We start from the raw sequence: 20426 nt of genomic DNA on the forward strand, positions 1-20426 counted from the left end.
CCGGGGTCGGTGGGTCCGCCGGGTCCGGCGCCTGCCCGCCGGCACAGGCCCCCAGCAGGGCGGCGAGCAGCAGGGCGACCAGTGTGCGCATCGGGCCAGGATAGGGCGACCGCCGGTGCCGGGTCCCCGACAACGCCGAGCCCGGCCGGTCGGGCCGGCACACGCCGGGCGGCATCGCCGGGCCGGTACACGCCGGGCGGCATCGCCGGGACGGCTTCGTCCGCCCCGGCTGTCGCGCGGCCTACTCTGGAAGGCGATGGACGCGCGCGACGACACGTCGGTGGCCTACATGTACGCGTGGTGGCTGACCGGCGATGAGCAGGCCGCGGGCGCAGCCGCGCGGGCTGCTGTCGGCAGCGCCGCCGTGCTCGCCGCCGAGGGCGCCGCGCGGCTGCCCGCCCTGCTGGCCGCCGTGCGCTACACGACCGGACCGACGCCGACGATGTGCCCCGCCTCGGAGGTGGCGCTGCTGCACGACGCGCACGGACTGGCGCTCGACGAGGTCGCGGGCCTGGCCGCGGTAGACCGCGCCGACGTGCGCACCGAGCTGGCCCACGGGCGCCTCGAGGCCCTGACCGAGACGGTGATCGACCCATTCGTGCACCCCGAGCGTCTCGGCGGCCTGGCAGTGGGCAACCCCGCCGATGTCGCGCACGCCCGCCAGTGCAACAGCTGCGGGCAGGCCCGCGACCTGCTGGAGCGCGGCCGCACCGAGCTGCGGGAGCTCGCCGTCGTGCCCGTCCCCGAGGATTTCGCTTCACGGGCCCCGGCCGCCCGCTCGACCCCGCCCGCCCCCGCGGGGTCGCCGGCTTCGGCGGGGTCGCCCCGCACGCGGCCGTCCCGTGCACGGGTTGCGGCGGTCGGGGCGCTGCTTGCGGTGGCCGCAGTGGCCATCGTGCTGATGCTGCTCGGCCGGGGCGACACCGCCGGGGACTCCTCCGCCGGGGGCGACCCCACCGCCGTCGGGACGGTCGGGCCGCCCGGGTTCCCCGCTCACGCAGGCGAGCCGGAGACGGCCCCTTCACCCACGCCGGACGCCACTGCCTCCCCCGAGCCGGGCGCCGCCGGGCTGGGCGCCGCCGGGCTGGGCCCCGCCGGGCCGGGCGCCGCCGGGTCGGGCGCCGCCGGGTCGGGCCCCGCCCGGCCGCGCCCCGCCGCGCACCCCCAAGCAGCCGCCGTGCCCCCGCCCGACCCCGACGTCTTCGCCGTGGAGTCCGCCGGGCTGGTGGGTCCCGGGGCGGAGCCCCAGCAGAGCGGCGCCGACCTGGCCCCCGGGGAGCCGCTGCGTCTGGCGGTGCGCTACCGCGGTGCCCCCCAGGGCATCGCGCTGACCGGACGCTGGACGGTGGACGGCGCCCCCTTCCGGGAGCTCGCCGTCGACCTGACCGTCCCAGCGACCACCCACATCTTCGGCGCCCCCACCCCGCCCGAGGGCTGGCCACGCGGGACGCACGAGGTCTTCCTCAGCGCGCAGGGCAGCGTCGTCGCGGTGGTGGTGTTCACGGTCGCCTGACGTCCCCCTCCCAGGCGACGGGACCTGGTGCTCACGGTTACCGGGCGGTAGATGGGGTGCGAACGACAGATATGTCCCTCAGACCCCATCTACCGGGCGGTAACCAGAGGGCGGGCCCGAAGATCCGCAAGACGCGGCCTGCGGGCAGATGTGCGGGGCTCCAGAGGCGGCCGAAGTCAACTGGTGGCGCAGTGCCGTTGTGCGGGCCGGTCGAAGGCCGGAACGGGCCGGGCGTCTGCTTCCTCGGCGGTGCCACTAGACTGCGCGGCGACCGCCACCCCGCATGGCGGCGAGCGCACACCCCGCATGGAGGAGGCACCCCGTGGGCGAGCTGGCCGTCACCGCCGTCGGCGCCGACCGTCCCGGCATCATCGCCCGGGTGACCGGCGTCCTGCACGACCTGGGCGGCAACATCGAGGATGCGTCGAGCACCATCCTGGGCGGCCAGTTCGCCATGATGCTGCTGGTCGACACCCCGATCGAGCCGGCGGTGCTCGAGTCGGCGCTGGCTGCGGCGAGCGCTGACCTCGGGCTCTTCGTCACCGTCCGGGCGGTGGGCGAGGGCAGCCCGGCGGTCCCGCCCACCCACGTGCTGACCGTCTACGGGGCCGACCGGCCCGGGATCGTGCGCGGCGTCGCGCAGGCGCTCGCCGACCGCGGGGTGAACGTGACCGACCTCACGACCCGCGTCCTCGAGGGCGAGGGCTCGGTGTACGTGCTGATGATGGAGATCTCGCTGCCGCCCGACGAGGACGCCGACGCGCTGACCGGCCTGATCGCCGATGCGGTCAGCGGGGTCGAGGTGCGCATCCGTCCGCTCGACGCGGCGACCTTCTAGCCGATGGCGGTCCGTCCCGTCGTTGAGATCCCCAATGCTGTCCTGGGCCGACGCGCCGAGCCGACCGGGGGCCCCGACGCCGAGCTGGCCGCCGACCTGCTCGACACCATGCGGGTCTCGCCCGGCTGCGTGGGCCTGGCCGCCCCCCAGATCGGGGTGAGCCGACGCGCCTTCTGCCTCGACGTGTCGAGCCACCCCAAGGGCGCACCCCACCACGGGCTGGTGATGCTGTTCGATCCTGAGGTGCTGCACGCCGAGGGCGCGGAGGTCCGCCGCGAGGGCTGCATGAGCGTGCCCGACCTCACCTGCGACGTGAGCCGCGCCCTGCGCGTCGTGGTCCGGGGGACCGACGAGCACGGAAAGGAGCGCATCTACGAGGCCGCAGGCTTCGAGGCGCGCGCCTTCCAGCACGAGATCGACCACCTCGACGGCGCCATCATCCTCGACCGGGTCGCCTCGCTGGCCACCGACGTGTTCCGCCGCAAGTCCTACCAGCCGCGCCGGGACTGAGCCGCGGCGCGACAGCCGGGTGCGGTCCTCGCCGGCGCCCACGACACTCGCTACCCTTCGGGCACTCTGAGCCGCCGCCTCGGGGCGGCTCCTCCCGAGCAGGGGCAGCCACCGGATGGACACCCTCGACATCGTCCGCCTCACCGCCGGCCTGGCCACGCTGGCCGTCTTCGGCGCCTGGGCCGGCAAGCGGGCGTGGTTCCTGCTGCGGCTGCTGGCCAAGGCCCAGCCCATGCCCGAGCGCATGGGCGGATGGGGGACCAAGCTGCGCTACCAGCTCACCCACGTCCTCGGGCAGCGCAAGATCCTGCAGTGGACCGCGCCCGGGATCCTCCACGCGTTCATCTTCTGGGGCTTCCTGGTCGTGCAGACCACCCTGGTCGAGAGCATCGGCGAGCTCTTCGACCCGGAGTTCCACATCCCCCTCATCGGCACGAGCAACTGGCTCGGGTTCGTCCAAGACCTGTTCAGCGTCCTGGTGCTCACCGCCATCGTCGGGTTCGTGCTGATCCGCTTCGTGCAGGACCCCGCGCGCCTCGGCCGCCGATCGCGGTTCGCCGGCTCCAACCTGGACCAGGGCTGGTACGTGCTGCTGTTCGAGTTCGGGGTGCTCTACACCCTGCAGGTGGTGCGCGCCGCGCGGGCCGCCAAGGGCACGCTGCCCTACCCCGACGGGGCGTTCGTGTCGAGCTGGCTCGGCGGCTACCTGCGCGGGCTCGACGACACGTCGCTGGAGCTCGTCGTCACCACGTTCCTGGTCGCGCACCTGGTCGTGGTGCTCGGCTTCCTCGTCTTCGCCCTGCACTCCAAGCACCTGCACATCATCACGGTGTTCCCCAAGGTGGCGTTCGCCCGCCGGCCCAAGGCCCTGGGCAAGCTCGAGACCACCCACATCGACATCGAGGACATGAGCGAGGACGACGTGCTCGGCGTCGGGTCGCTGGAGCACTTCGGGTTCACGCGCTTCCTCGACATGTACACCTGCACCGAGTGCGGGCGCTGCCAGAGCCAGTGCCCGGCCTGGAACACCGGTAAGCCCCTCAACCCCAAGCTGCTGATCATGGACCTGCGGGACCATCTCTTCGAGAAGGGCCCCTACATGCTCGACCCGTCGCTCGCCGAGGGCGACAGCGACTCGAACGGGCAGCGGCCGAGCGTGCTGGACCTCCAGCTGGTCGGCGACACCCCCGGCCAGCCCGACGCGGTCATCGACTTCGACGTGCTGTGGAGCTGCACGACGTGCGGTGCCTGCGTCGAGGAGTGCCCGGTCGACATCGAGCACGTCGACGCGATCATGGATCTGCGCCGCTACAAGGCGCAGATGGAGTCGAGCTTTCCCACCGAGGCCGGCGGGATGCTGCGCAACCTCGAGAACGCCGGGGACCCCTGGGGCCTCGGGTCCTCCAAGCGCATGGACTGGGCCGACGGCCTGGACGTGCCCGTCGTCGACGGGCAGATCGCCGAGGACGTCGAGTACCTGTTCTGGGTGGGCTGCGCCGGGGCCCTTGAGGACCGCTCGAAGAAGGTCACCCGGACGGTCGCGGAGCTGCTGAACGCCGCGGGGGTGCGCTACGCGGTGCTCGGTCAGGCCGAGTCGTGCACGGGGGACCCCGCGCGGCGCCTCGGCATGGAGTACCTGTTCCAGATGATGGCCCGGGCAAACGTGGAGACCCTGAAGGCGGTCGGCGCGCAGCGGGTCACGATCGTCGCCTGGTGTCCCCACTGCTTCAACACCCTGCGCAACGAGTACCCCGACTTCGACGGCACCTTCGAGGTCATCCACCACACCCAGCTGCTCGCCAAGCTGGTGGCCGAGGGCCGCCTGTCGCCGCAGACGCCGATCGACAAGACGGTCACCTACCACGACCCCTGCTACCTCGGCCGCCACAACGAGGTGTATGACCCGCCCCGCGCCGTGGTCTCGTCGGTGGCCGGCCTGGAGAAGGTGGAGATGGGCCGCTGCCGCAACCAGGGCTTCTGCTGCGGCGCCGGCGGGGCGCGCTTCTACATGGAGGAGGACATCGGCAAGCGGGTCAACCACGAGCGCCTCGACGAGGCGCTGGGCCTGCACCCCGACCTCGTGTCGACCGCCTGCCCGTTCTGCTTCGTGATGCTCGATGACGCCGTCGCCGACAAGGTCGGGCGCGGCGACCTCACCGAGGGCCAGGTCCGCGTCGTGGACGTCTCCCAGATCCTGGCCGAGTCGCTGCTGCCCGTCGCCGAGATCAACGGCCAGCCCACCGCGCCGCCTGCCTCGCCCTAGCCTGTGGAGCCCGGGTTGCGGAATCCGCCACCCGGACTCCACGGCCGCTACGGTGACGGCCGACCCGAGGGGGTTGCGTGAGTACCGGCAAGGCAGAGGTCGGCCCGGACCTGGCCACGCGCCTGGCTGACGAGCCCGACGTCGTCGTGGCCTACCTGTTCGGGTCCCGAGCACGGGGCACGGCACGGCCGGGGTCCGACGCCGACGTGGCGGTGCTGCTGGACGAGGATTCGGACGTCCACCAGCGCACGCTCGACCTGATGGCGGCGCTGGGGGAGGGCGTGGACGTCGTGGTCCTCAACGAGGCGCCGGTGGCGCTGGCGTACCGGGTCCTCCGCGACGGCGTCCTGCCGGTCTGCCGGGACGAGCAGGTCCGGGTGCGGCACCGTGCCGCCACGATCAGCCGCTACCTGGACACCGTGCCGTTGCGCCGTACCCTCGAAGCGGGGCTTCGCCAACGGAACGTCACCTGCAGGTGGCCATCCAGGCGGCGGTCGAGGCCTACCTCGGCGGCGGGTAGTCCCCGGACCTGACGGCGGGCGCGGTGGTCACCGGGCGTAGAGCCAGTCGCGGTGGACGACCCGAGTGCCGTCGGCGCGGCCGACCTCGGCGAACAGCGTGTAGTGGACGTCGGTGGCGTCGGGCAGGGTGATCGTCTCGGTCACGGTGCCGTCGGCGAGCACCGACACGCCGACGATGTCGACGGTCTCGACCACCGTGCCGTCGGCCTCGACGCGGTCGAGGTGGTAGGTGACCTCGGCGGGGGCGTCCTCGGGGGGCAGCGCCAGCGTCGCGGTGTCCCCCGCCCCGGCGAGCACCCCCCCGTCGGTGGCCTCCCAGCCGTCGGCGACCGCCAGGGCCTCGATCGAGTCAGGGACCTCGCGCGGCGGCAGCTCGGCGAAGGGGTCGTCCTGGCCGCACGCGCCGAGCAGGGCCACGGCGGCCACGGCCAGCAGCGCGGTGCGCATCCGCCGCCCTACTCGCCGGCGGGGAAGTTCAGGAAGAACTTGCTGGCGGTCGGCCCGCGCTGGCCCTGGTACTTGCTGCCGAGCTCGTCGGAGCCGTAGGGGCGCTCGGCGGGGGTCGACAGCTCCAGGAACGCGACCTGGCCGATCTTCATCCCCGGGTACAGCACGATCGGCAGGGTCGCCACGTTCGACAGCTCCAGGGTGAGCCACCCGTCCCAGCCCGGGTCGACGAACCCGGCGGTGGCGTGCGTCAGCAGCCCGAGCCGGCCAAGGCTCGACTTGCCCTCGATGCGCGCGACGAGGTCGTCGGCCAGGGCGATGCGCTCCAGGGTCGCGGCGAGCACGAACTCGCCGGGATGCAGGACGAACGGGGCGTCCTCGGTGGCCTTGACCTCCTCGGTGAGGTCGGGCATCTCCTGGCGCACGTCGATGACGGGGTGGCGGTGGTTGTGAAAGACGCGGAAGCGGTCGTCGAGGCGCACGTCGACGCTGGAGGGCTGGATCGCGTCGTCGCCCAACGGCTCGATGGCAATGCGCCCGGCGGCGAGAGCCTCACGGATGCTGCGGTCCGACAGGATCATGGGCGCTCATCCTAACCCGGCGCCGGCCCGGCAACGGGCACGACCGGGTCGCCCACGCGCACCGGGCCGGGCTCCACCACCTCGGCGTAGCGCCCGAGGTCGATGCTGCCGTCGGGGCCCGTGCCCCGGGCCGCAACGATCGCGTCGAGGACCTGCACGTCGCGCTCCCCGGTCACCGGGTTCTGCCGCGTGACCACGCAGCGGGGCACCGGCCCGCCGACGCGCACGACGGCGCCGCCGACCCGCACGGTGCCGCCCGCCCAGGCGTCCTCGTCGTAGGCGTGTCCGCCGGCGAGGGTGACGAGCATGCGGAAGCGGCGGGCGTCCAGCGGTGCGGCCAGGCCGGCGTCGCGTACCAGCGCGGCCACCGACTCGTCGCCGAGCAGCGTCACCGCCTGCTCGTCGTTGCCCTGGCCGGGGCGCTCGGTCCGTGCCAGGCGCAGCGGGCGGCCGGCGTAGTCGGAGAGCGCCGCCGCGAACGGGCCGACCACCACCCGACCCTCGACGGTGCGCCCGCCGTAGAACGCGGTCCGCACCCGGCCGCCGGTGCGCACCGCAGCCGCGACGCGCCGGCCGTCGGGGAAGGTCAGCGCCAGCCGGTCGCCGGCGGCCTCGTAGTCGGGCCGAACACCGACGAGGGGCCCGTGGTGCTTGCCCTTGAACACGCGGCCGGCGGCGTCGAGGAGGTAGAAGCGCCGGTCCTCGGCGACCCCGGCCGCGGTGAGTGCGACCTCCTCGGGGTGCACGAGGCCGAGCCCCTTGACGGGCGCGATGGACAGCCGGGCGACGGTGTGCACGAGATCCACAGGGTAGCCGGGCCGGCCATACCGGCCGTCGCGGCGGCGGCTACGATCTGCGCCTTGAACACCCTGAGCGATGGACAGGTCTTCGCGCTGGCACTGGCCGGCAGCCTCGTGCCGACCCTGGCCTGGCTGTGGTTCTTCTACAGCCGGGACCGCTACGACCGGGAGCCCAAGCGTCTCGTCGCCAAGCTCTTCCTGATCGGGGCGCTGCCGGTCGGCATCCTCGCCGGCATCACCAACGTGGCCTTCGCCAGCGTCGTCGGCATCGGGGTCACCGCCGTGGTGGTCGCCCCGATCGGCGAGGAGACCCTCAAGTACCTCGGCGCGCGGCGGGGCGCCGGACGCCATCTCGCGTTCGACGAGCCGGTCGACGGCATGGTGTACGGCGCCTCCGTGGGGCTCGGCTTCGCCGCCGCCGAGAGCATCGACTACCTCACCGTGGCCTACACCGGCGGTGAGCTGTGGGGCGAGCCCTTCGGCTGCGCCGGCCTCGGGTGCTTCGCGACCGTCGCGGTGCTGCGCGGGGTGGGCACGGCGCTGGTCCACGCCCTGTGCTCGGCCATCGCCGGCTACTTCCTCGCGCGGCGCATCCTCGAGGGCGCGCCGCGGCGCGCCGCGGTCGGCGGGGTCGCGCTCGCGGCGCTGCTCCACGCGTTGTGGAACGGCACGGGACTGCTGCTCGGGTTCGGGGTGGTGGTCCTCGCCGCCGTGGTGTTCACCCGCCTGCTGCGCCGGGCCCTGGCCCGCTCGCCCCACCACGGCCGCCAGCTCCTGCCCCACGCGCCCGACACGTGGTTCCCGGCCGTCCCGCCCCCGCCGTCGTAGCCCGTCAGCGACCGGCGGCGGCATCCCCGACCAGCTCGTGGGACACCGTCAGCGTCGCGGAGCCCTGGAGGGTCTGGTGGACCACGCAGTAGCGCTCGGTGAGGGCGAGCAGGCGCGCCAGCTGGTCGGGCGTGGCGTCGGCGTCGAGCTCGAAGCGCACCCGGATGTCACGGAAGCCCACCGGTGCCTCCTTGCTGACCGCCAGGGTGCCCCGGAAGTCCAGGTCGCCCTCCACGTGCACGGTGCCCCCGCGCAGCGGGATCTCCAGGGCTGTGGCGACCGACGACAGCGTCACGCCGGCGCAGGCGGCCAGCGCCTCCAGGAGCATGTCACCCGAGCACAGCGACAGCCCGTCACCGCCGGTGGCGGGGTGCAGCCCGGCGCTGGCCAGGGCCGCACCGGTCTTGACCGAGCAGGTGATGCCCTCGCCCAGCACGCCCTCGGCGCGCAGGGTGACCAGTGCGGCGGCCGGCTCCCCGCGGTAGCGCTCCTTGAGCGGAGCCTGCACCGCCCGCAGCTCGTCCCGTCGCATCACCGGTCTCCGATCCCGACTCGATGTTTGAGCGTACGGCCACGGGTGCACGGCTGTCGATGGCCGCGTGCGGCGTCTTGCCGTCTTTGGCCAGCGCCAGGGGCCGGGGCCGACCGGTGTGCCCCGCTGACAGCTAAGGATGGTGATGCCTGCATGGACGACCCGCCCGGTGGCAGTGGCGCAAGCGGGGCCGGCCCCGCGGTCGCTACGCTCTCCCTGACCGGAGAGGCGGCGGTGACGCAGGACGCCCGAGACCTCGTCGCGGAGGTCCTCGCCGAAGCCGGCCTCGGGCGCCTCGTCGGGGACGCCAGCATGCTGGTGACCGAGCTCGTGACCAACGCCCTGCTGCACGGCGCACCGCCGGCGGAGCTCCGGGTGCGCATGGATCGCCGGGGCACCGCACGGCTCGAGGTGTCCGACGCGAGCCCCGCGATGCCCCTGCGCACCCGGCGGAACGACGAGGCGATGACCGGCCGCGGACTATCCGTCGTCGACGCGCTCTCCGCCCGTTGGGGCGTGCGCCTGGTCCCACCCGGCAAGATCGTCTGGGCCGAGCTCCGGACGGGGACGACCGGGCAAGCGCAGGCGACCGATCCGGAGGGGCTGGTCGGGGGATGGACCGAGCTCGAGTCCCTGGCTGGCGGGCTGGAGCCGGACGAGCCACGGTACGCCGTGCGCCTTGGTGACATCCCCACGGACCTGCTCCTGGCCGCCAAGGCACACGTCGACAACCTCGTCCGGGAGTTCGCGCTCGCGTCGGCGGGGGCCCGGAGCGGGGCGTCGGCGCCCGTCCCCGGGCACCTCGCCGAGCTGATCGAGACGGTCGTGCACCGCTTCGCCGCGCCCCGGGAGGCCATCAAGCGCCAGGCGCTGGCCAACGCGCACGCAGGGCGCAGCCACGTCCGCCTCGAGCTCATGATGCCGGCCAGCGCGGCAGACGCCGGCGAGGCCTACCTGCAGGCCCTCGACCAGGCCGACGAGTACTGCCGTGCCATGCGGCTGCTGACGCTCGAGTCACCGCCTCAGCACCGCGTGTTCCGGCGGTGGTACGTCGAAGAGCTGGTCACCCAGCTCCGCCGCGCCGCGGCGGGGCAACCGCCGCTTGCGCCGCAGACCTTCGAGCAACGCATCCTCCAGGAGATCGACACGGTGGCGGCCGCCCAGCGGACTGCCGAACGCAGCGCCCGGTTGTCCGCCATCTCCGCCACCCTGGCCTCAGCCGTCACGCCCGAGGCCGTCACCCACGCGGTGCTCCAGGACGGTGTCGAGGTGCTGCGGGCAGCGGGCGGCGCCATCCTCCTCGCGTCGTCGAGCTCGACCCTCGAGCTCCCCGGTGCGGTGGGCTACGGGGAGTCGGTGGTGGCGCAGCTGCGGTCCGAGCCCACCCACGCGGAGCTGCCGGCGGCCATGGCTCTGCGCACCGGCGACGCGGTGTGGCTCGAGTCGCGCGAGGAACGCGACCAGCGTTTCCCCGCGCTGGGCGGCATGGAACCGACCACGATGTCGATCTGCGCGGTGCCGCTCGTGGTCGGTGACCGCCGTCTGGGGGCGCTGCGGTTCAGCTTCGACGAGGCCAGGCTGTTCGACGGCGAGGAACGCGAGTTCATCCTGCAGTTCGCGGCGCAGACGGCCCAGGCGCTCGATCGCGCGCTGCTGTACGCCCACCAGGTCGACGTGTCCGGGCGCCTGCAGCGCAGCCTGCTGCCACCGCGTCTGCCCGACGTGCCGGGCATGCGCGTCGAGGCGGCGTACGAACCGGCCGGCGACGGGATCGACGTGGGTGGCGACTTCTACGACGTGTGGCAGTGCGGCGACGGACGTTGGGCCTTCGCGATCGGGGACGCGTCCGGCACCGGACCGGAAGCGGCCGCCATGACCGCGCTGGTGCGCCACACCATGCGCGCGCTCACGGTCGACCCCGCCGGCCTGGAGACGGTCCTGCGTCGGCTCAACACCGCGCTGCTCGAGGCGCAGGCAGACGCCGACGCCGATCGGTTCTGCACGGTGCTGGTGGGCCTGCTGCGGGTCGCACCGGACGGCGCGGAGATCGACCTGGTCAGCGGCGGCCATCCCGGCCCCCTTCTGGCCCGGAGCTCCGGGGAGCTCGGGTTCGTCGACCTGGGCGGGACCCTCCTGGGGCTGTTCGACACCGTGGCGGCGCTGGACCGGCGCACGCTGCGGCTGTCGCCGGGCGACGAGATCGTCCTGTACAGCGACGGGGTCATGGACACCCGCCGCGGTCGGGAGTTCTTCGGGACCGACCGTATCGCGTCCACCGTCGCCGCCGCGCGCGAGGAGCAACGGCCGACGGCGTCCGCGCTCGCCGAGGCCGTCCGCACCCACGCTCATGGCCGGGTCACCGACGACGTCGCCGTCCTCACACTGCGGTTCACGGGGTAGAAGGGCGCCTGGACGAGGGTCATGGGCCGGGTTTGCGCCGGCGAGCCCGCGGCAAGCCTGGAGGCACCACCGATCCCATCCGCCCTGCGCGTCCCAGTCGTCACCCCAGCCGCTGGGTCAGCCCGGCCGGTGGGACGCTGGAGCGTGCGCCCGTGAGTCGCGCGAGCAGCCACGTTGTGGTGCGCAGGGTCTTGAGAAGGTCGGTGCAGCAGGTTGCCGTCGGCTGTGTGGTCGTCGTGTCCCGGGGGTCAGGGGCGTGCGGCTGGAAGGCGCGTCGCGAAGCTCTGCACCGGCCGATGGTAGACAGCGCTGCCTGCAGGTCGGCGTCGATGGCCTTGCGCCGTGGGTCGTGGGCGTGTCCGTGGGGCTGGGCGAGCGCGCGTGCGCGGACGATCTGGCGGTGTGCGTGCAGCACCTCGGTGGCGAGTCGGGCGATGACCTCGGTGGAGGCCTGCTCGGTGTCCGGCTCGTGGTCCCTCATGCTCCGCAGGGCTTGCAGCTCGTCGTGCAGGCACCGCAGGACCCTGCGCTGGAGGGACTGCGCGGTGGCCAGCAGCTGTCGCGGGCTCGCGCCCGCTGGCCTGTGGTGTGCACCGGGCGGGGTGGCGGGTGCCGGGGATGGGGAGACCAGTTGCAGGGTCTGGGGCGGGTCGAGGTCGAGTTCGTTGGCGGCGGCGACGCGGACGGCCATGACGTGTCCTTCCAGGGTTCGTGAAAACCCGGGCGTTGGCCCATGACGGGTTCAGCGTGCGGCGGGGACCGTGTCGGTGTGGGGGTCAGCGACCGGCGGCACCGCCGCGGGGGGCACCTCCGGTGACGGAGCCGGGGTGGGTGCTGGGGTCGCAGCGGGACGGTAGTGGTAGTGGGTGCCGTCGAGGTCGCAGACGAACGCCTTCGTGGCCCGGTCGTGGAGGACGGGACGGTTGTGGGCCTGTGCGAGCGCGACCAGCGCGGTGATGTCGGTGAGTCCGACGACGCGTGCGGGCAGGAGCGGTTCGACGTCGGCGGAGATCACCAGGTGGGGCCAGCGGCGCATGATCCGCTCGGCCTCGTCGAGCCTGGCGGTGCGCCAGGATGCCACCAGCAGTCCGAGCAGTCCTGCGACGCAGGCGAGGGCGGCCGCCAGGGACAGCCAGCGTGCGGTGGGCACCGGTATGGCACGCCCGGCCCACGACAGGGTGGCGGGTTGGCTGCCGGGGACGGGCACCTGGCCGGCTTCCTGAGCGGTGAACGGGGCAGCGTCGCCGCTGTCGCCGCCGTCGACCGGGCGTAGCTGGGTGTCGGTCAGCTGGTAGGCAAGCGTCGGGGCGAAGCGCTCGTCGAGCGGCTGTCCGTGGATGTCACCGTCGATGTGGACCTGGGGGCGCACGGTGATCGTGATCCCGCCGGGTTCGCCGGTGGCGTCGGCCGCCGTGTCGACCAGGGACCGGATCTCGCCGAGGTCGAGGCCGCCGGTGATCTGGGCCGCGGCGCCCTCGAAGCTGCGGGAGTCGGCGAGAGGGATGGTGCGCGACCAGCCGCTGGCGTGGTCCACCGTTGCGTGCAGCGCGATGGTGCCGCGGGTGGTCGCGGGCTCCTCGGCGGTGAGCCGGTAGGCGAACCCGACCTCCAGGTCGCGAACGAGGCGCAGGAACAGGGGCTGGTCGGTGTCGATCTTGGAGGTCTCATAGACCGGTCCGGGGGCGGCGGTCGCGGTGTGGGTGAACGTCCCGTCGTGGGTGTAGGCGACCTCGCCGGCGGCCGTGGCCGGCCGGGTCCACGACACGGCGGCGAGCACTGCGAAGGCGACCAGCCCGACGAGCAGGACGACACCGAGCTGGGCGTGCGCACCGACGGCGAGGCCGCCGTGGCTGTTGCGTGCGGGTGTTGTTCTCACAGGCCGTGTCCTCCTTCTCGCGGCGGTTGCGCCGGCGGCGGCCAGGACCGCGAGCACGGCCAGGACCATCGCGGCGGGGTGGGCGCGCAGCCAGCGGGCGGGCACGCCGATCGTTGGCAGGTGCACCCAGGCGGTGCCGAGCAGCTCGTCGGTGCGGGGACGTTCGGGGTCCAGCCAGGCGTTGTTGTCGCCGCTGAGCACGAACGCGTCACCGTCGGTGTCCACGATGCGGTGCAACACGACCTGGCCCAGCGTCGGGCTGCGGTACGCGGCGATGTCGCCGACCGCATACCGGTCGGCCTGGCGCACGACGACCACGTCGCCGCTGCGGTAGGTCGGCTCCATGCTGTTGCCATGGGTGATGACCACGGTCAGCGCACCGGGGAGGCCGGTGAGCACCACCACGGCCGCGGTGCTCACCGCGACGCCGAGCGCCAGCGTGACCAGCCGGGGGCGTCTCATGGCTGCTCCTGGTTTCGCGGACCGGAAGGGGAAGCGGCTCGGGCGGCCGTCAGACGACCACCCGAGCCTGCTGTGGAGCGACGCGTTAGCTGGCGGTGACGCTGACGCCGACCGTGTCGGCGGTGTCGGTCGACTGGGCCAGCGAGGTGCAATTGACGGTGGTTTCCGTGGTCCCGTCATAGGTGCCGGCGGCACAGGTAGTGGCGGCACCACCGAAGTTGATCGACACGGTGTCAGCCGAGTGGTCGCCGCTGAACACCAGTGCCGCGTCGGTGATGGTCGCTCCGGTGCCGTCCAAGGTGAAGTCCAGCGAGGTGAGGGTGGCGCCGGAAACGGTGACCTCGCCGTAGCCGGCGGTCTCGGTCACACCGGTGGTGGTCACCGAGGCGGTGAACGCGGTCGTGGCGAACAGCAGGGCGGCCGCGGTGGCCAGTGCGACGACGAGCGGGCGGTTGAACGTACGGGTAGCGGTCATTGTATGCAGATCCTTTGCGTCGTAGCCCGGACCCAACTGGTCCCACGGCTGTGCGGATACCGCTCTAAGCGGCGGCGATTGGTGGCGGCTGTGTGTGCCGACTTCCTATGCCTCGGGCGCCTCCAAACAGACCTGAGCGTCGAAACCCATAAAAACAATAAAACGCTTAAACGGGGGCCCCCGCCGTCCCCCGCACGGGGGCAGGTGCGCAAGGCGCCGATCACCGTTCAGCTCGTACGTGGGTGATCGGGAATTGCCGCAGGGTGTGGGCAATGCTGCCTCGGCCGGATAGCTCGAGTTGTTGGCCGGTTGGTAGTGTGCCGGCCACGGAAACGGGTACCTCAGCCAGCACATGAACGGAAGCCCATGGCGTTGAGGAAGCTCCTCCAGCAGTGGCCGGTGGTGCGGCAGCTGACCGGTCCGGACAGGCTGGGCATGGGCGCGGCCGCGCAATCGTCGCGGCGGCCGGTGGCGCGCACGGAGGAAGCCGACCGGGTGGTCGACTCGATCTGCCCGTTCTGCGCGGTCGGCTGCGGGCAGCGGGTCTCCGTCAAGGACGGCGAGATCACCCACATCGAGGGCAACCCCGACTCGCCGATCTCGCGGGGACGGCTGTGCCCGCGGGGGTCGTCGAGCCTCGAGCTCGTCGCCGGCCCCGCACGCGAGACCCGCATCAAGTACCGGCGCCCGGGCGGAACCGCGTGGGAGGAGCTCGACGGCGACACCGCGATCGACATGATCGCGGACCGGGTGATCGCCTCGCGGGAGCGCACCTGGGAGGACCGCACCGCTGCCGGCCACCCGCTCAACCGCACGCGGGGGATCGCGAGCCTCGGCGGCGCGGCCCTGGACAACGAAGAGAACTACCTCATGAAGAAGCTCTTCACCGCGCTCGGCGCGATCCAGATCGAGAACCAGGCCCGCATCTGACACAGCTCCACCGTCCCCGGTCTGGGGACCTCGTTCGGCCGGGGCGGGGCCACCGGCTACCAGCAGGATCTCGCGAACAGCGACTGCGTCGTGATCATGGGCTCGAACATGGCGGAGAACCACCCGGTCGGGTTCCAGTGGGTGGTCGAGGGGCAGCGCAACGGCGCGCGGATCTAGCACGTCGACCCGCGGTTCACGCGCACGAGCGCGCTCGCGGACGCCTACGTGCCGCTGCGCGCCGGCACCGACATCGCCTTCCTCGGCGGGATCATCCACCAGATCCTCGAACGCGGGGCCGACTTCCGCGAGTACGTGCTGCCGTACATGAACGCCTCGCACATCATCAACGCCGACGTCGGCCTGCCCGAGGACCTCGCCGGCGTGTTCAGCGGCTTCGACGACGAGTCGGCCCAGTACGACGACCGGTCCTGGCAGTACGCGGGGGACGGGGTGGCGACCGTCGCCGCGGCCGGCAGGCGCGGCCGCGACCTGCCCCGCGACGAGGCCGATGCCGAGCCCGACCACGGGCAGGAGGGGGGCGAGGCCTTCGAGGGCGGCAGCATCGCCAACGCCGCGCACGTCGAGCGCGACGAGACGCTCCGCCACCCCCGCTGCGTCTACCAGCTGCTCAAGCGCCACTACGCCCGCTACACCCCCGAGTTCGTGGCCGAGACGTGCGGGGTGAGCACGGAGCTCTTCGGCAGGGTCGTCGACGACCTCATCGCGAACTCCGGCCCCGAGCGCACGGCGATGATTGTCTACTCGGTCGGCTGGACCCAGCACACGACCGGCGTGCAGAACATCCGCGCCGCGTCGATCATCCAGCTGCTGCTCGGCAACATGGGCCGCCCCGGCGGGGGGATCCTCGCGCTGCGGGGCCACGCGAGCATCCAGGGCTCCACCGACATCCCGACGCTCTACGACCTGCTCCCGGGCTACCTGCCGATGCCGACCGGCGACGGGCACCCCGACCTGCAGACCTACGCACGCCGCACGACCGCGCAGCAGGGCTACTGGTCGGAGGCCCGCGCCTACCTGGTGAGCCTGCTGAAGGCGTGGTGGGGCGAGGCCGCCACGGCCGACAACGACTTCTGCTTCGACTACCTGCCGCGCATCAGCGGCGACCACTCCACGTACACGACGACGTTCGCCATGCTCGAGGGCAAGGTCGAGGGCTTCTTCCTGTGGGGGCAGAACCCGGCGGTGGGCTCCTCCCACGGGCGGCTGCACCGCCTGGCGATGGCGCAGCTCGACTGGCTCGTGGTGCGCGACCTCGTCGAGATCGAGAGCGCGACGTTCTGGCGCGACAGCCCCGAGGTCGAGAACGGCGAGATCGTCCCCGAGCACTGCCGGACCGAGGTGTTCTTCCTGCCTTCGGCCGCCCACGTCGAGAAGGACGGCACGTTCACCAACACCCAGCGTCTCTTGCAGTGGCACGACAAGGCCCGCGAGGCTCCCGGGGAGGCCATCAGCGACCTGTCGTTCGCCTACCACCTCGGCCGGCGCATCCGCGAGAAGCTCCTCGCCGACCCGGCCGCGGCGGCAGACCGCAAGAACCGCCCGCTGCTCGACCTGACGTGGGACTACCCGACGCAGGGCCCCAAGGACGAGGTCGACGCCGACGCGGTCCTGCGCGAGATCAACGGGTGGGACGCCGAGGGCAACCCCCTCGGGCTCTACACGGCGCTGCAGGGCGACGGCTCGACGACGTGCGGCTGCTGGATCTACTGCGGCTGCTACGCCGAAGGCGTCAACCAGACCCGCCGGCGCACGCCCGGCTACGAGCAGGACAGCTACGCCCTGCAGTGGGCGTGGGCGTGGCCCGACAACCGGCGGATCCTCTACAACCGCGCGTCGGCGGACCCCGATGGCAACCCGTGGTCGCAGCGCAAGAAGCTCGTGTGGTGGGACGCCGAGCAGGGCGCGTGGACCGGCCTGGACAAGCCAGACTTCGTGCCCGACCTCGCGCCGCACACGACGCCCCCGGACGGCGCGACCGGCGTCGCCGCCATCGCGGGCAACGACGCGTTCGTCATGCAGGCCGACGGCAAGGGGTGGCTGTGGGCGCCCGCGGGCCTGGCCGACGGCCCGCTGCCGGCCCACTACGAGCCGCACGAGTCGCCCGTCGCCAACCCCCTGTGGGCCCAGGCCGGGGGCGCTGCGGACCGCCGGGGTCAGGCCAACCCGGCCCGCCTGCGGCCCGCGCACCCGATCAACCCCGACAACCCCGGGTCGGACGGCAGCGCCCCGGCGGACAACCCCTACCCGCACGTGCTCACGACCTACCGGATCGCCGAGCACCACACCGCCGGGGGCATGAGCCGCTTCCAGCAGCGCCTGTCCGAGCTCGCGCCCGAGCTGTACTGCGAGGTCGACCGCACGCTGGCCCACCGGGTGGGCCTGGAGCACGGCGGGTGGGCCACCGTCGTCACGAGCCGCTCGGCGATCGAGGCGCGCGTCATGGTCACCGACCGCCTGAAGCCCTGGCGGGTGCAGGGCCGGGCCGTGCACCAGGTGGGCCTGCCCTACCACTACGGACCCGGCGGCCTCGCCAGCGGCGACAGCGCGAACGACCTGCTGCCGATCGCGATGGACCCCAACGTCCACATCGGCGAGTTCAAGGTCGCCACCTGCGACATCGTTCCCGGCCGCCGGCCGCGGGGGCCGGCGCTGCGCGCGTTCGTGGAGGCGCACGCCGAGGGTCGCCGATGACCCACAGCGCGCACGGCGGTGACCGGCTCACCCTCGACGGCGGGCCGAAGCCGGGGACGGCGGGGGTGCGGTTCGGGTTCTTCACCGACACGTCGGTGTGCATCGGCTGCAAGGCCTGTGAGGTCGCCTGCAAGGTGTGGAACGGCGTCCCGGCGACGCAGACGGCGTTCACCGGCCACTCCCTCGACAACACCGGGGCGCTCGGCGCCGACGCCTGGCGCCATGTGGCGTTCATCGAGCAGGACGGCGTCGTCGGCCGCGACCCCGTGGGCCGCACGCAAGCAGCCGAAGGCGGTCGTGCACCAGGCCGCACGCAAGCAGCCGAAGGCGGTCGTGCACCAGGCCGCACGCAAGCAGCCGAAGGCGGTCGTGCACCAGGACTCGAGTGGTTCGGGGACGACCCGGGGCTGCCCGAGGGGGCGCACGGCGGGGGCGTCGCGGCGCCGGCCATCCCCGTCTTCCACGGGGCGGAGGCGGCACCGCAGGACCAGGCGTTCCGCTGGCTGATGAGCTCCGACGTCTGCAAGCACTGCACCTCGGCGGCGTGCCTGGAGGTCTGCCCGACCGGGGCGATCTTCACCACCGAGTTCTCGACCGTCGTCGTGCAGGACGACGTCTGCAACGGCTGCGGCTACTGCGTGACCGCCTGCCCCTACGGGGTGATCGAACGTCGGGCGGCCGACGGCGGTGCGTACAAGTGCACCCTCTGCTACGACCGGATGCGGGCGAGCCTGCAACCGGCGTGCGCGAAGGCGTGCCCGACCGACTCGATCCAGTTCGGCCCGCTCGACGAGCTGCGTGCCCGCGCGGCCGATCGGCTCGACGAGGTGCTCGAGGCGGGGCAGCCGACGGCGCAGCTGTACGGCGCCGATCCCGACGACGGCGTCGGCGGCAACGGGGCGTTCTTCCTGCTGCTCGACGATCCCGAGGTCTACCGCCTGCCGCCGGACCCGGTCACGCCGACGCGCAACATCGCTGCGATGTGGAAGGTCGCGGGGGCGGTCGCCGGCGCCCTCGCCGCCGGCGTCGTGGCCGCATTCGCGGGCGAGGTGCGCCGGTGACGACCGGCGCGCACGGCCGGGCTCCCGTCGACGGCGAGGTGCGGACCTACTACGGGGCCCCGGTCCTCAAGGAGCCGGAGTGGACCTGGGAGGTCCCCTGGTACCTGTTCGCCGGCGGGCTGGCGGGCACGTCGTCGGTCCTGGCAGCCACGGCGGCGCTGCGGGGCAACCCGGCCCTGGCGCGCGCGGCGCGGCTGGTCGCCGCTGCCGGCGCCGCCGTCAGCCCCCCGCTGCTGATCGCCGACCTCGGGCGACCGGCGCGGTTCCTCAACATGCTTCGGGTCTTCAAGCCGACCTCGGCGATGAGCGTCGGCAGCTGGATCCTCGCCGGCTACTCGCCGGCATCGATCACCGCCGCGAGCCTGGACGTCACCGGCCGGGCACCCCGGCTCAGGCGCATCGCCGACACCGCCGCGGCGCTCCTCGGGCCGGCGATGTCCACCTACACCGCGGTGCTCGTCGCCGACTCGTCGGTGCCGGTGTGGCACGAGGCGCGCAACGAGCTGCCGTTCGTCTTCGCCGGCAGCGGCGCGGCCGCGGCGGGTGCGGCGTGCGTGCTGGTCGCGAGCCCCGACACGACGGCGCCCGCCCGGCGGCTGGCCGTCGGCGGGGCGACCGTCGAGCTCGTCGCCGGCGAGGTCATGCTCCGCCGCCTCGGCGAGACGGGCGAGGTCTACGACACCGGCCGCGCCGGTGCGTTCTCGAAGGCGGCCAAGGCGTGCACGGCCGTCGGCGCAGCGCTCGTCGCGCTCGGCGGAGGGCGGCACACCGCCATCGCCCGTGCCGGAGCGGTGGCCGTGCTGGCCGGCAGCGTCTGCCAGCGGTGGGCGGTGTACACGGCCGGCTTCGCCTCCGCGGCCGACCCCAAGTACGTTGTGAAGCCGCAGCGCGAGCGGCTGCGGAGCGGGCAGGGGCACCGCGACGACGCCGCGGTCCGTCGCCGGTAGCTGCCTGTCGAGCGGCGCTTCCCGGCGTCGGTCCTGGCGCTGGGCGATCGCTTGGGCGAGCGCCTGCTTGTCCATCCCCGACCGGCCCGGCACGTCGAGGTCGCGGGCACGCTCGGAGAGCTCGTCCTTGGTATGGCCCCGCAGGTCGACCCCGCCGGCGGTCTCGCCCCCTCGCGGGCGCGCGGATGGGCGGCACGCTCGTCCGAGGGTCCCTGGGCCGCCTTGGGCTCCCAGTGGTCACCGCCCGCCACCACCTGCGGTGGCAGCACGACGACCGGGCAGGCCGACCGGCGCGCGCACTGCTTGCTGACCGACCCGATCAGGAACCCCTTCACCCCCGAGCGCCCGTGTGCGCCGAGCACGAGCAGACACGCTCCCGCCGACAGACGGGCCAGGGCGTTCGCGGGACGGGGATCGCGGACGACGACGGCTTCGACGTCTACGCCAGCAGCGCGCCCCCAGGCGACGAATCGGGCAAGGTAGCGGGTGGCGGCCTCCTCAAGTTCGGCGATCGAGGACGTCGGCAGCGTATGCGCCGGATCCGCGTGCACCGGCACGCTGGGAGCATCAACAGCGTGCACAGCCCGCAGGCTGGCCCCTCGCACCGCCGCCTCCGTCACGGCCCAGGCGAAGGCACGCACCGACTCGGTCGTACCGTCGAGCCCGACGACGATCACGTCCGGATGCTGGTTGACGTCCATGCCAGCACGGTACGGCGCCTTCCATGCTG

16 protein-coding genes and 1 pseudogene are annotated in these 20426 nt (G+C 73.3%); 10 read left to right on the forward strand and 7 right to left on the reverse strand.

Annotated features, from left to right (window positions below; all coding sequences use genetic code 11):
- Nucleotides 1–256 precede the first annotated feature (256 nt).
- The 5 genes from WD250_02935 to WD250_02955 all read left to right on the forward strand — a co-directional run bounded on the left by WD250_02935 (nt 257) and on the right by WD250_02955 (nt 5657).
- On the forward strand, nt 257–1513 hold the full coding sequence (locus WD250_02935) for a hypothetical protein (GenBank protein MEX2619154.1): 1257 nt from the start codon (nt 257–259) through the stop codon (nt 1511–1513).
- A 322-nt stretch (nt 1514–1835) separates the two neighbouring features.
- Entirely contained in the window at nt 1836–2351 is a 516-nt protein-coding gene (locus WD250_02940) for an ACT domain-containing protein (protein MEX2619155.1), read from the forward strand.
- A gap of 3 nt (nt 2352–2354) precedes the next feature.
- Nucleotides 2355–2861 (forward strand): peptide deformylase, encoded by a 507-nt coding sequence (gene def, locus WD250_02945; protein MEX2619156.1) that lies wholly within the window; start codon nt 2355–2357, stop codon nt 2859–2861.
- Nucleotides 2862–2976: 115 nt separating this feature from the next.
- On the forward strand, nt 2977–5124 hold the full coding sequence (locus tag WD250_02950) for a (Fe-S)-binding protein (protein MEX2619157.1): 2148 nt from the start codon (nt 2977–2979) through the stop codon (nt 5122–5124).
- Nucleotides 5125–5201: 77 nt separating this feature from the next.
- A complete protein-coding gene (locus tag WD250_02955; protein ID MEX2619158.1) occupies nt 5202–5657 on the forward strand; it encodes a nucleotidyltransferase domain-containing protein in 456 nt (151 codons plus the stop codon).
- Nucleotides 5658–5672: 15 nt separating this feature from the next.
- Here the strand turns inward: WD250_02955 and WD250_02960 are convergent, their stop codons facing one another.
- From WD250_02960 to WD250_02970, 3 genes are read right to left on the reverse strand one after another with little or no spacing between them, the layout of a single operon-like run.
- Nucleotides 5673–6092: a hypothetical protein gene (locus tag WD250_02960; GenBank protein ID MEX2619159.1), complete on the reverse strand. Its 420-nt coding sequence runs from the start codon at nt 6090–6092 to the stop codon at nt 5673–5675.
- An 8-nt stretch (nt 6093–6100) separates the two neighbouring features.
- Nucleotides 6101–6673, reverse strand: coding sequence for a dCTP deaminase (gene dcd / locus WD250_02965; GenBank protein ID MEX2619160.1), 573 nt, complete (start codon nt 6671–6673; stop codon nt 6101–6103).
- An 11-nt stretch (nt 6674–6684) separates the two neighbouring features.
- Nucleotides 6685–7479 (reverse strand): MOSC N-terminal beta barrel domain-containing protein, encoded by a 795-nt coding sequence (locus WD250_02970; protein MEX2619161.1) that lies wholly within the window; start codon nt 7477–7479, stop codon nt 6685–6687.
- Between the two features lie 54 nt (nt 7480–7533).
- On the opposite strand from WD250_02970, the gene WD250_02975 reads away from it, so the two are divergent.
- A complete protein-coding gene (locus WD250_02975) occupies nt 7534–8301 on the forward strand; it encodes a PrsW family glutamic-type intramembrane protease (GenBank protein MEX2619162.1) in 768 nt (255 codons plus the stop codon).
- Nucleotides 8302–8305: 4 nt separating this feature from the next.
- Here the strand turns inward: WD250_02975 and WD250_02980 are convergent, their stop codons facing one another.
- On the reverse strand, nt 8306–8833 hold the full coding sequence (locus tag WD250_02980; protein ID MEX2619163.1) for an OsmC family protein: 528 nt from the start codon (nt 8831–8833) through the stop codon (nt 8306–8308).
- 153 nt (nt 8834–8986) lie between these two features.
- Here WD250_02980 and WD250_02985 point away from each other — a divergent pair, with 153 nt between their 5' ends.
- A complete protein-coding gene (locus tag WD250_02985; protein MEX2619164.1) occupies nt 8987–11233 on the forward strand; it encodes a SpoIIE family protein phosphatase in 2247 nt (748 codons plus the stop codon).
- 100 nt (nt 11234–11333) lie between these two features.
- On the opposite strand, the gene WD250_02990 is transcribed toward WD250_02985, so the two are convergent.
- The 3 genes from WD250_02990 to WD250_03000 all read right to left on the reverse strand — a co-directional run bounded on the left by WD250_02990 (nt 11334) and on the right by WD250_03000 (nt 14046).
- On the reverse strand, nt 11334–11924 hold the full coding sequence (locus tag WD250_02990; protein ID MEX2619165.1) for a hypothetical protein: 591 nt from the start codon (nt 11922–11924) through the stop codon (nt 11334–11336).
- A 51-nt stretch (nt 11925–11975) separates the two neighbouring features.
- Entirely contained in the window at nt 11976–13571 is a 1596-nt protein-coding gene (locus WD250_02995) for a signal peptidase I (protein ID MEX2619166.1), read from the reverse strand.
- Between the two features lie 85 nt (nt 13572–13656).
- The gene (locus WD250_03000) at nt 13657–14046 is read right to left on the reverse strand and encodes a hypothetical protein (protein ID MEX2619167.1); all 390 of its coding nucleotides are present in this window, start codon (nt 14044–14046) and stop codon (nt 13657–13659) included.
- A gap of 366 nt (nt 14047–14412) precedes the next feature.
- Here WD250_03000 and fdh point away from each other — a divergent pair.
- The 3 genes and pseudogenes from fdh (at nt 14413) to nrfD (ending at nt 19696) form a co-directional block, all read left to right on the forward strand.
- Nucleotides 14413–17688, forward strand: a pseudogene (gene fdh / locus WD250_03005) (formate dehydrogenase).
- Complete coding sequence (locus WD250_03010; GenBank protein MEX2619168.1) at nt 17685–18749, forward strand: 4Fe-4S dicluster domain-containing protein; 1065 nt, start codon at nt 17685–17687, stop codon at nt 18747–18749. Before fdh ends, WD250_03010 begins: the two are co-directional and overlap by 4 nt.
- The gene (gene nrfD / locus WD250_03015; protein ID MEX2619169.1) at nt 18746–19696 is read left to right on the forward strand and encodes an NrfD/PsrC family molybdoenzyme membrane anchor subunit; all 951 of its coding nucleotides are present in this window, start codon (nt 18746–18748) and stop codon (nt 19694–19696) included. Before WD250_03010 ends, nrfD begins: the two co-directional genes overlap by 4 nt.
- Nucleotides 19697–20426: the final 730 nt, after the last annotated feature.

The sequence above is a fragment of the Egibacteraceae bacterium genome, from assembly GCA_040905805.1.
GTDB lineage: Bacteria > Actinomycetota > Nitriliruptoria > Euzebyales > Egibacteraceae > DATLGH01.

Coding starts and splice junctions, on each gene's coding strand:
- WD250_03000 (MEX2619167.1), bottom strand. CDS start 14,046: ATGACCGCTACCCGTACGTTCAACCGCCCGCTCGTCGTCGCACTGGCC.
- WD250_03010 (MEX2619168.1), top strand. CDS start 17,685: ATGACCCACAGCGCGCACGGCGGTGACCGGCTCACCCTCGACGGCGGG.
- WD250_02980 (MEX2619163.1), bottom strand. CDS start 8,833: ATGCGACGGGACGAGCTGCGGGCGGTGCAGGCTCCGCTCAAGGAGCGC.
- WD250_02935 (MEX2619154.1), top strand. CDS start 257: ATGGACGCGCGCGACGACACGTCGGTGGCCTACATGTACGCGTGGTGG.
- WD250_02985 (MEX2619164.1), top strand. CDS start 8,987: ATGGACGACCCGCCCGGTGGCAGTGGCGCAAGCGGGGCCGGCCCCGCG.
- WD250_02960 (MEX2619159.1), bottom strand. CDS start 6,092: ATGCGCACCGCGCTGCTGGCCGTGGCCGCCGTGGCCCTGCTCGGCGCG.
- def (MEX2619156.1), top strand. CDS start 2,355: ATGGCGGTCCGTCCCGTCGTTGAGATCCCCAATGCTGTCCTGGGCCGA.
- WD250_02995 (MEX2619166.1), bottom strand. CDS start 13,571: ATGAGACGCCCCCGGCTGGTCACGCTGGCGCTCGGCGTCGCGGTGAGC.
- WD250_02950 (MEX2619157.1), top strand. CDS start 2,977: ATGGACACCCTCGACATCGTCCGCCTCACCGCCGGCCTGGCCACGCTG.
- dcd (MEX2619160.1), bottom strand. CDS start 6,673: ATGATCCTGTCGGACCGCAGCATCCGTGAGGCTCTCGCCGCCGGGCGC.
- WD250_02990 (MEX2619165.1), bottom strand. CDS start 11,924: ATGGCCGTCCGCGTCGCCGCCGCCAACGAACTCGACCTCGACCCGCCC.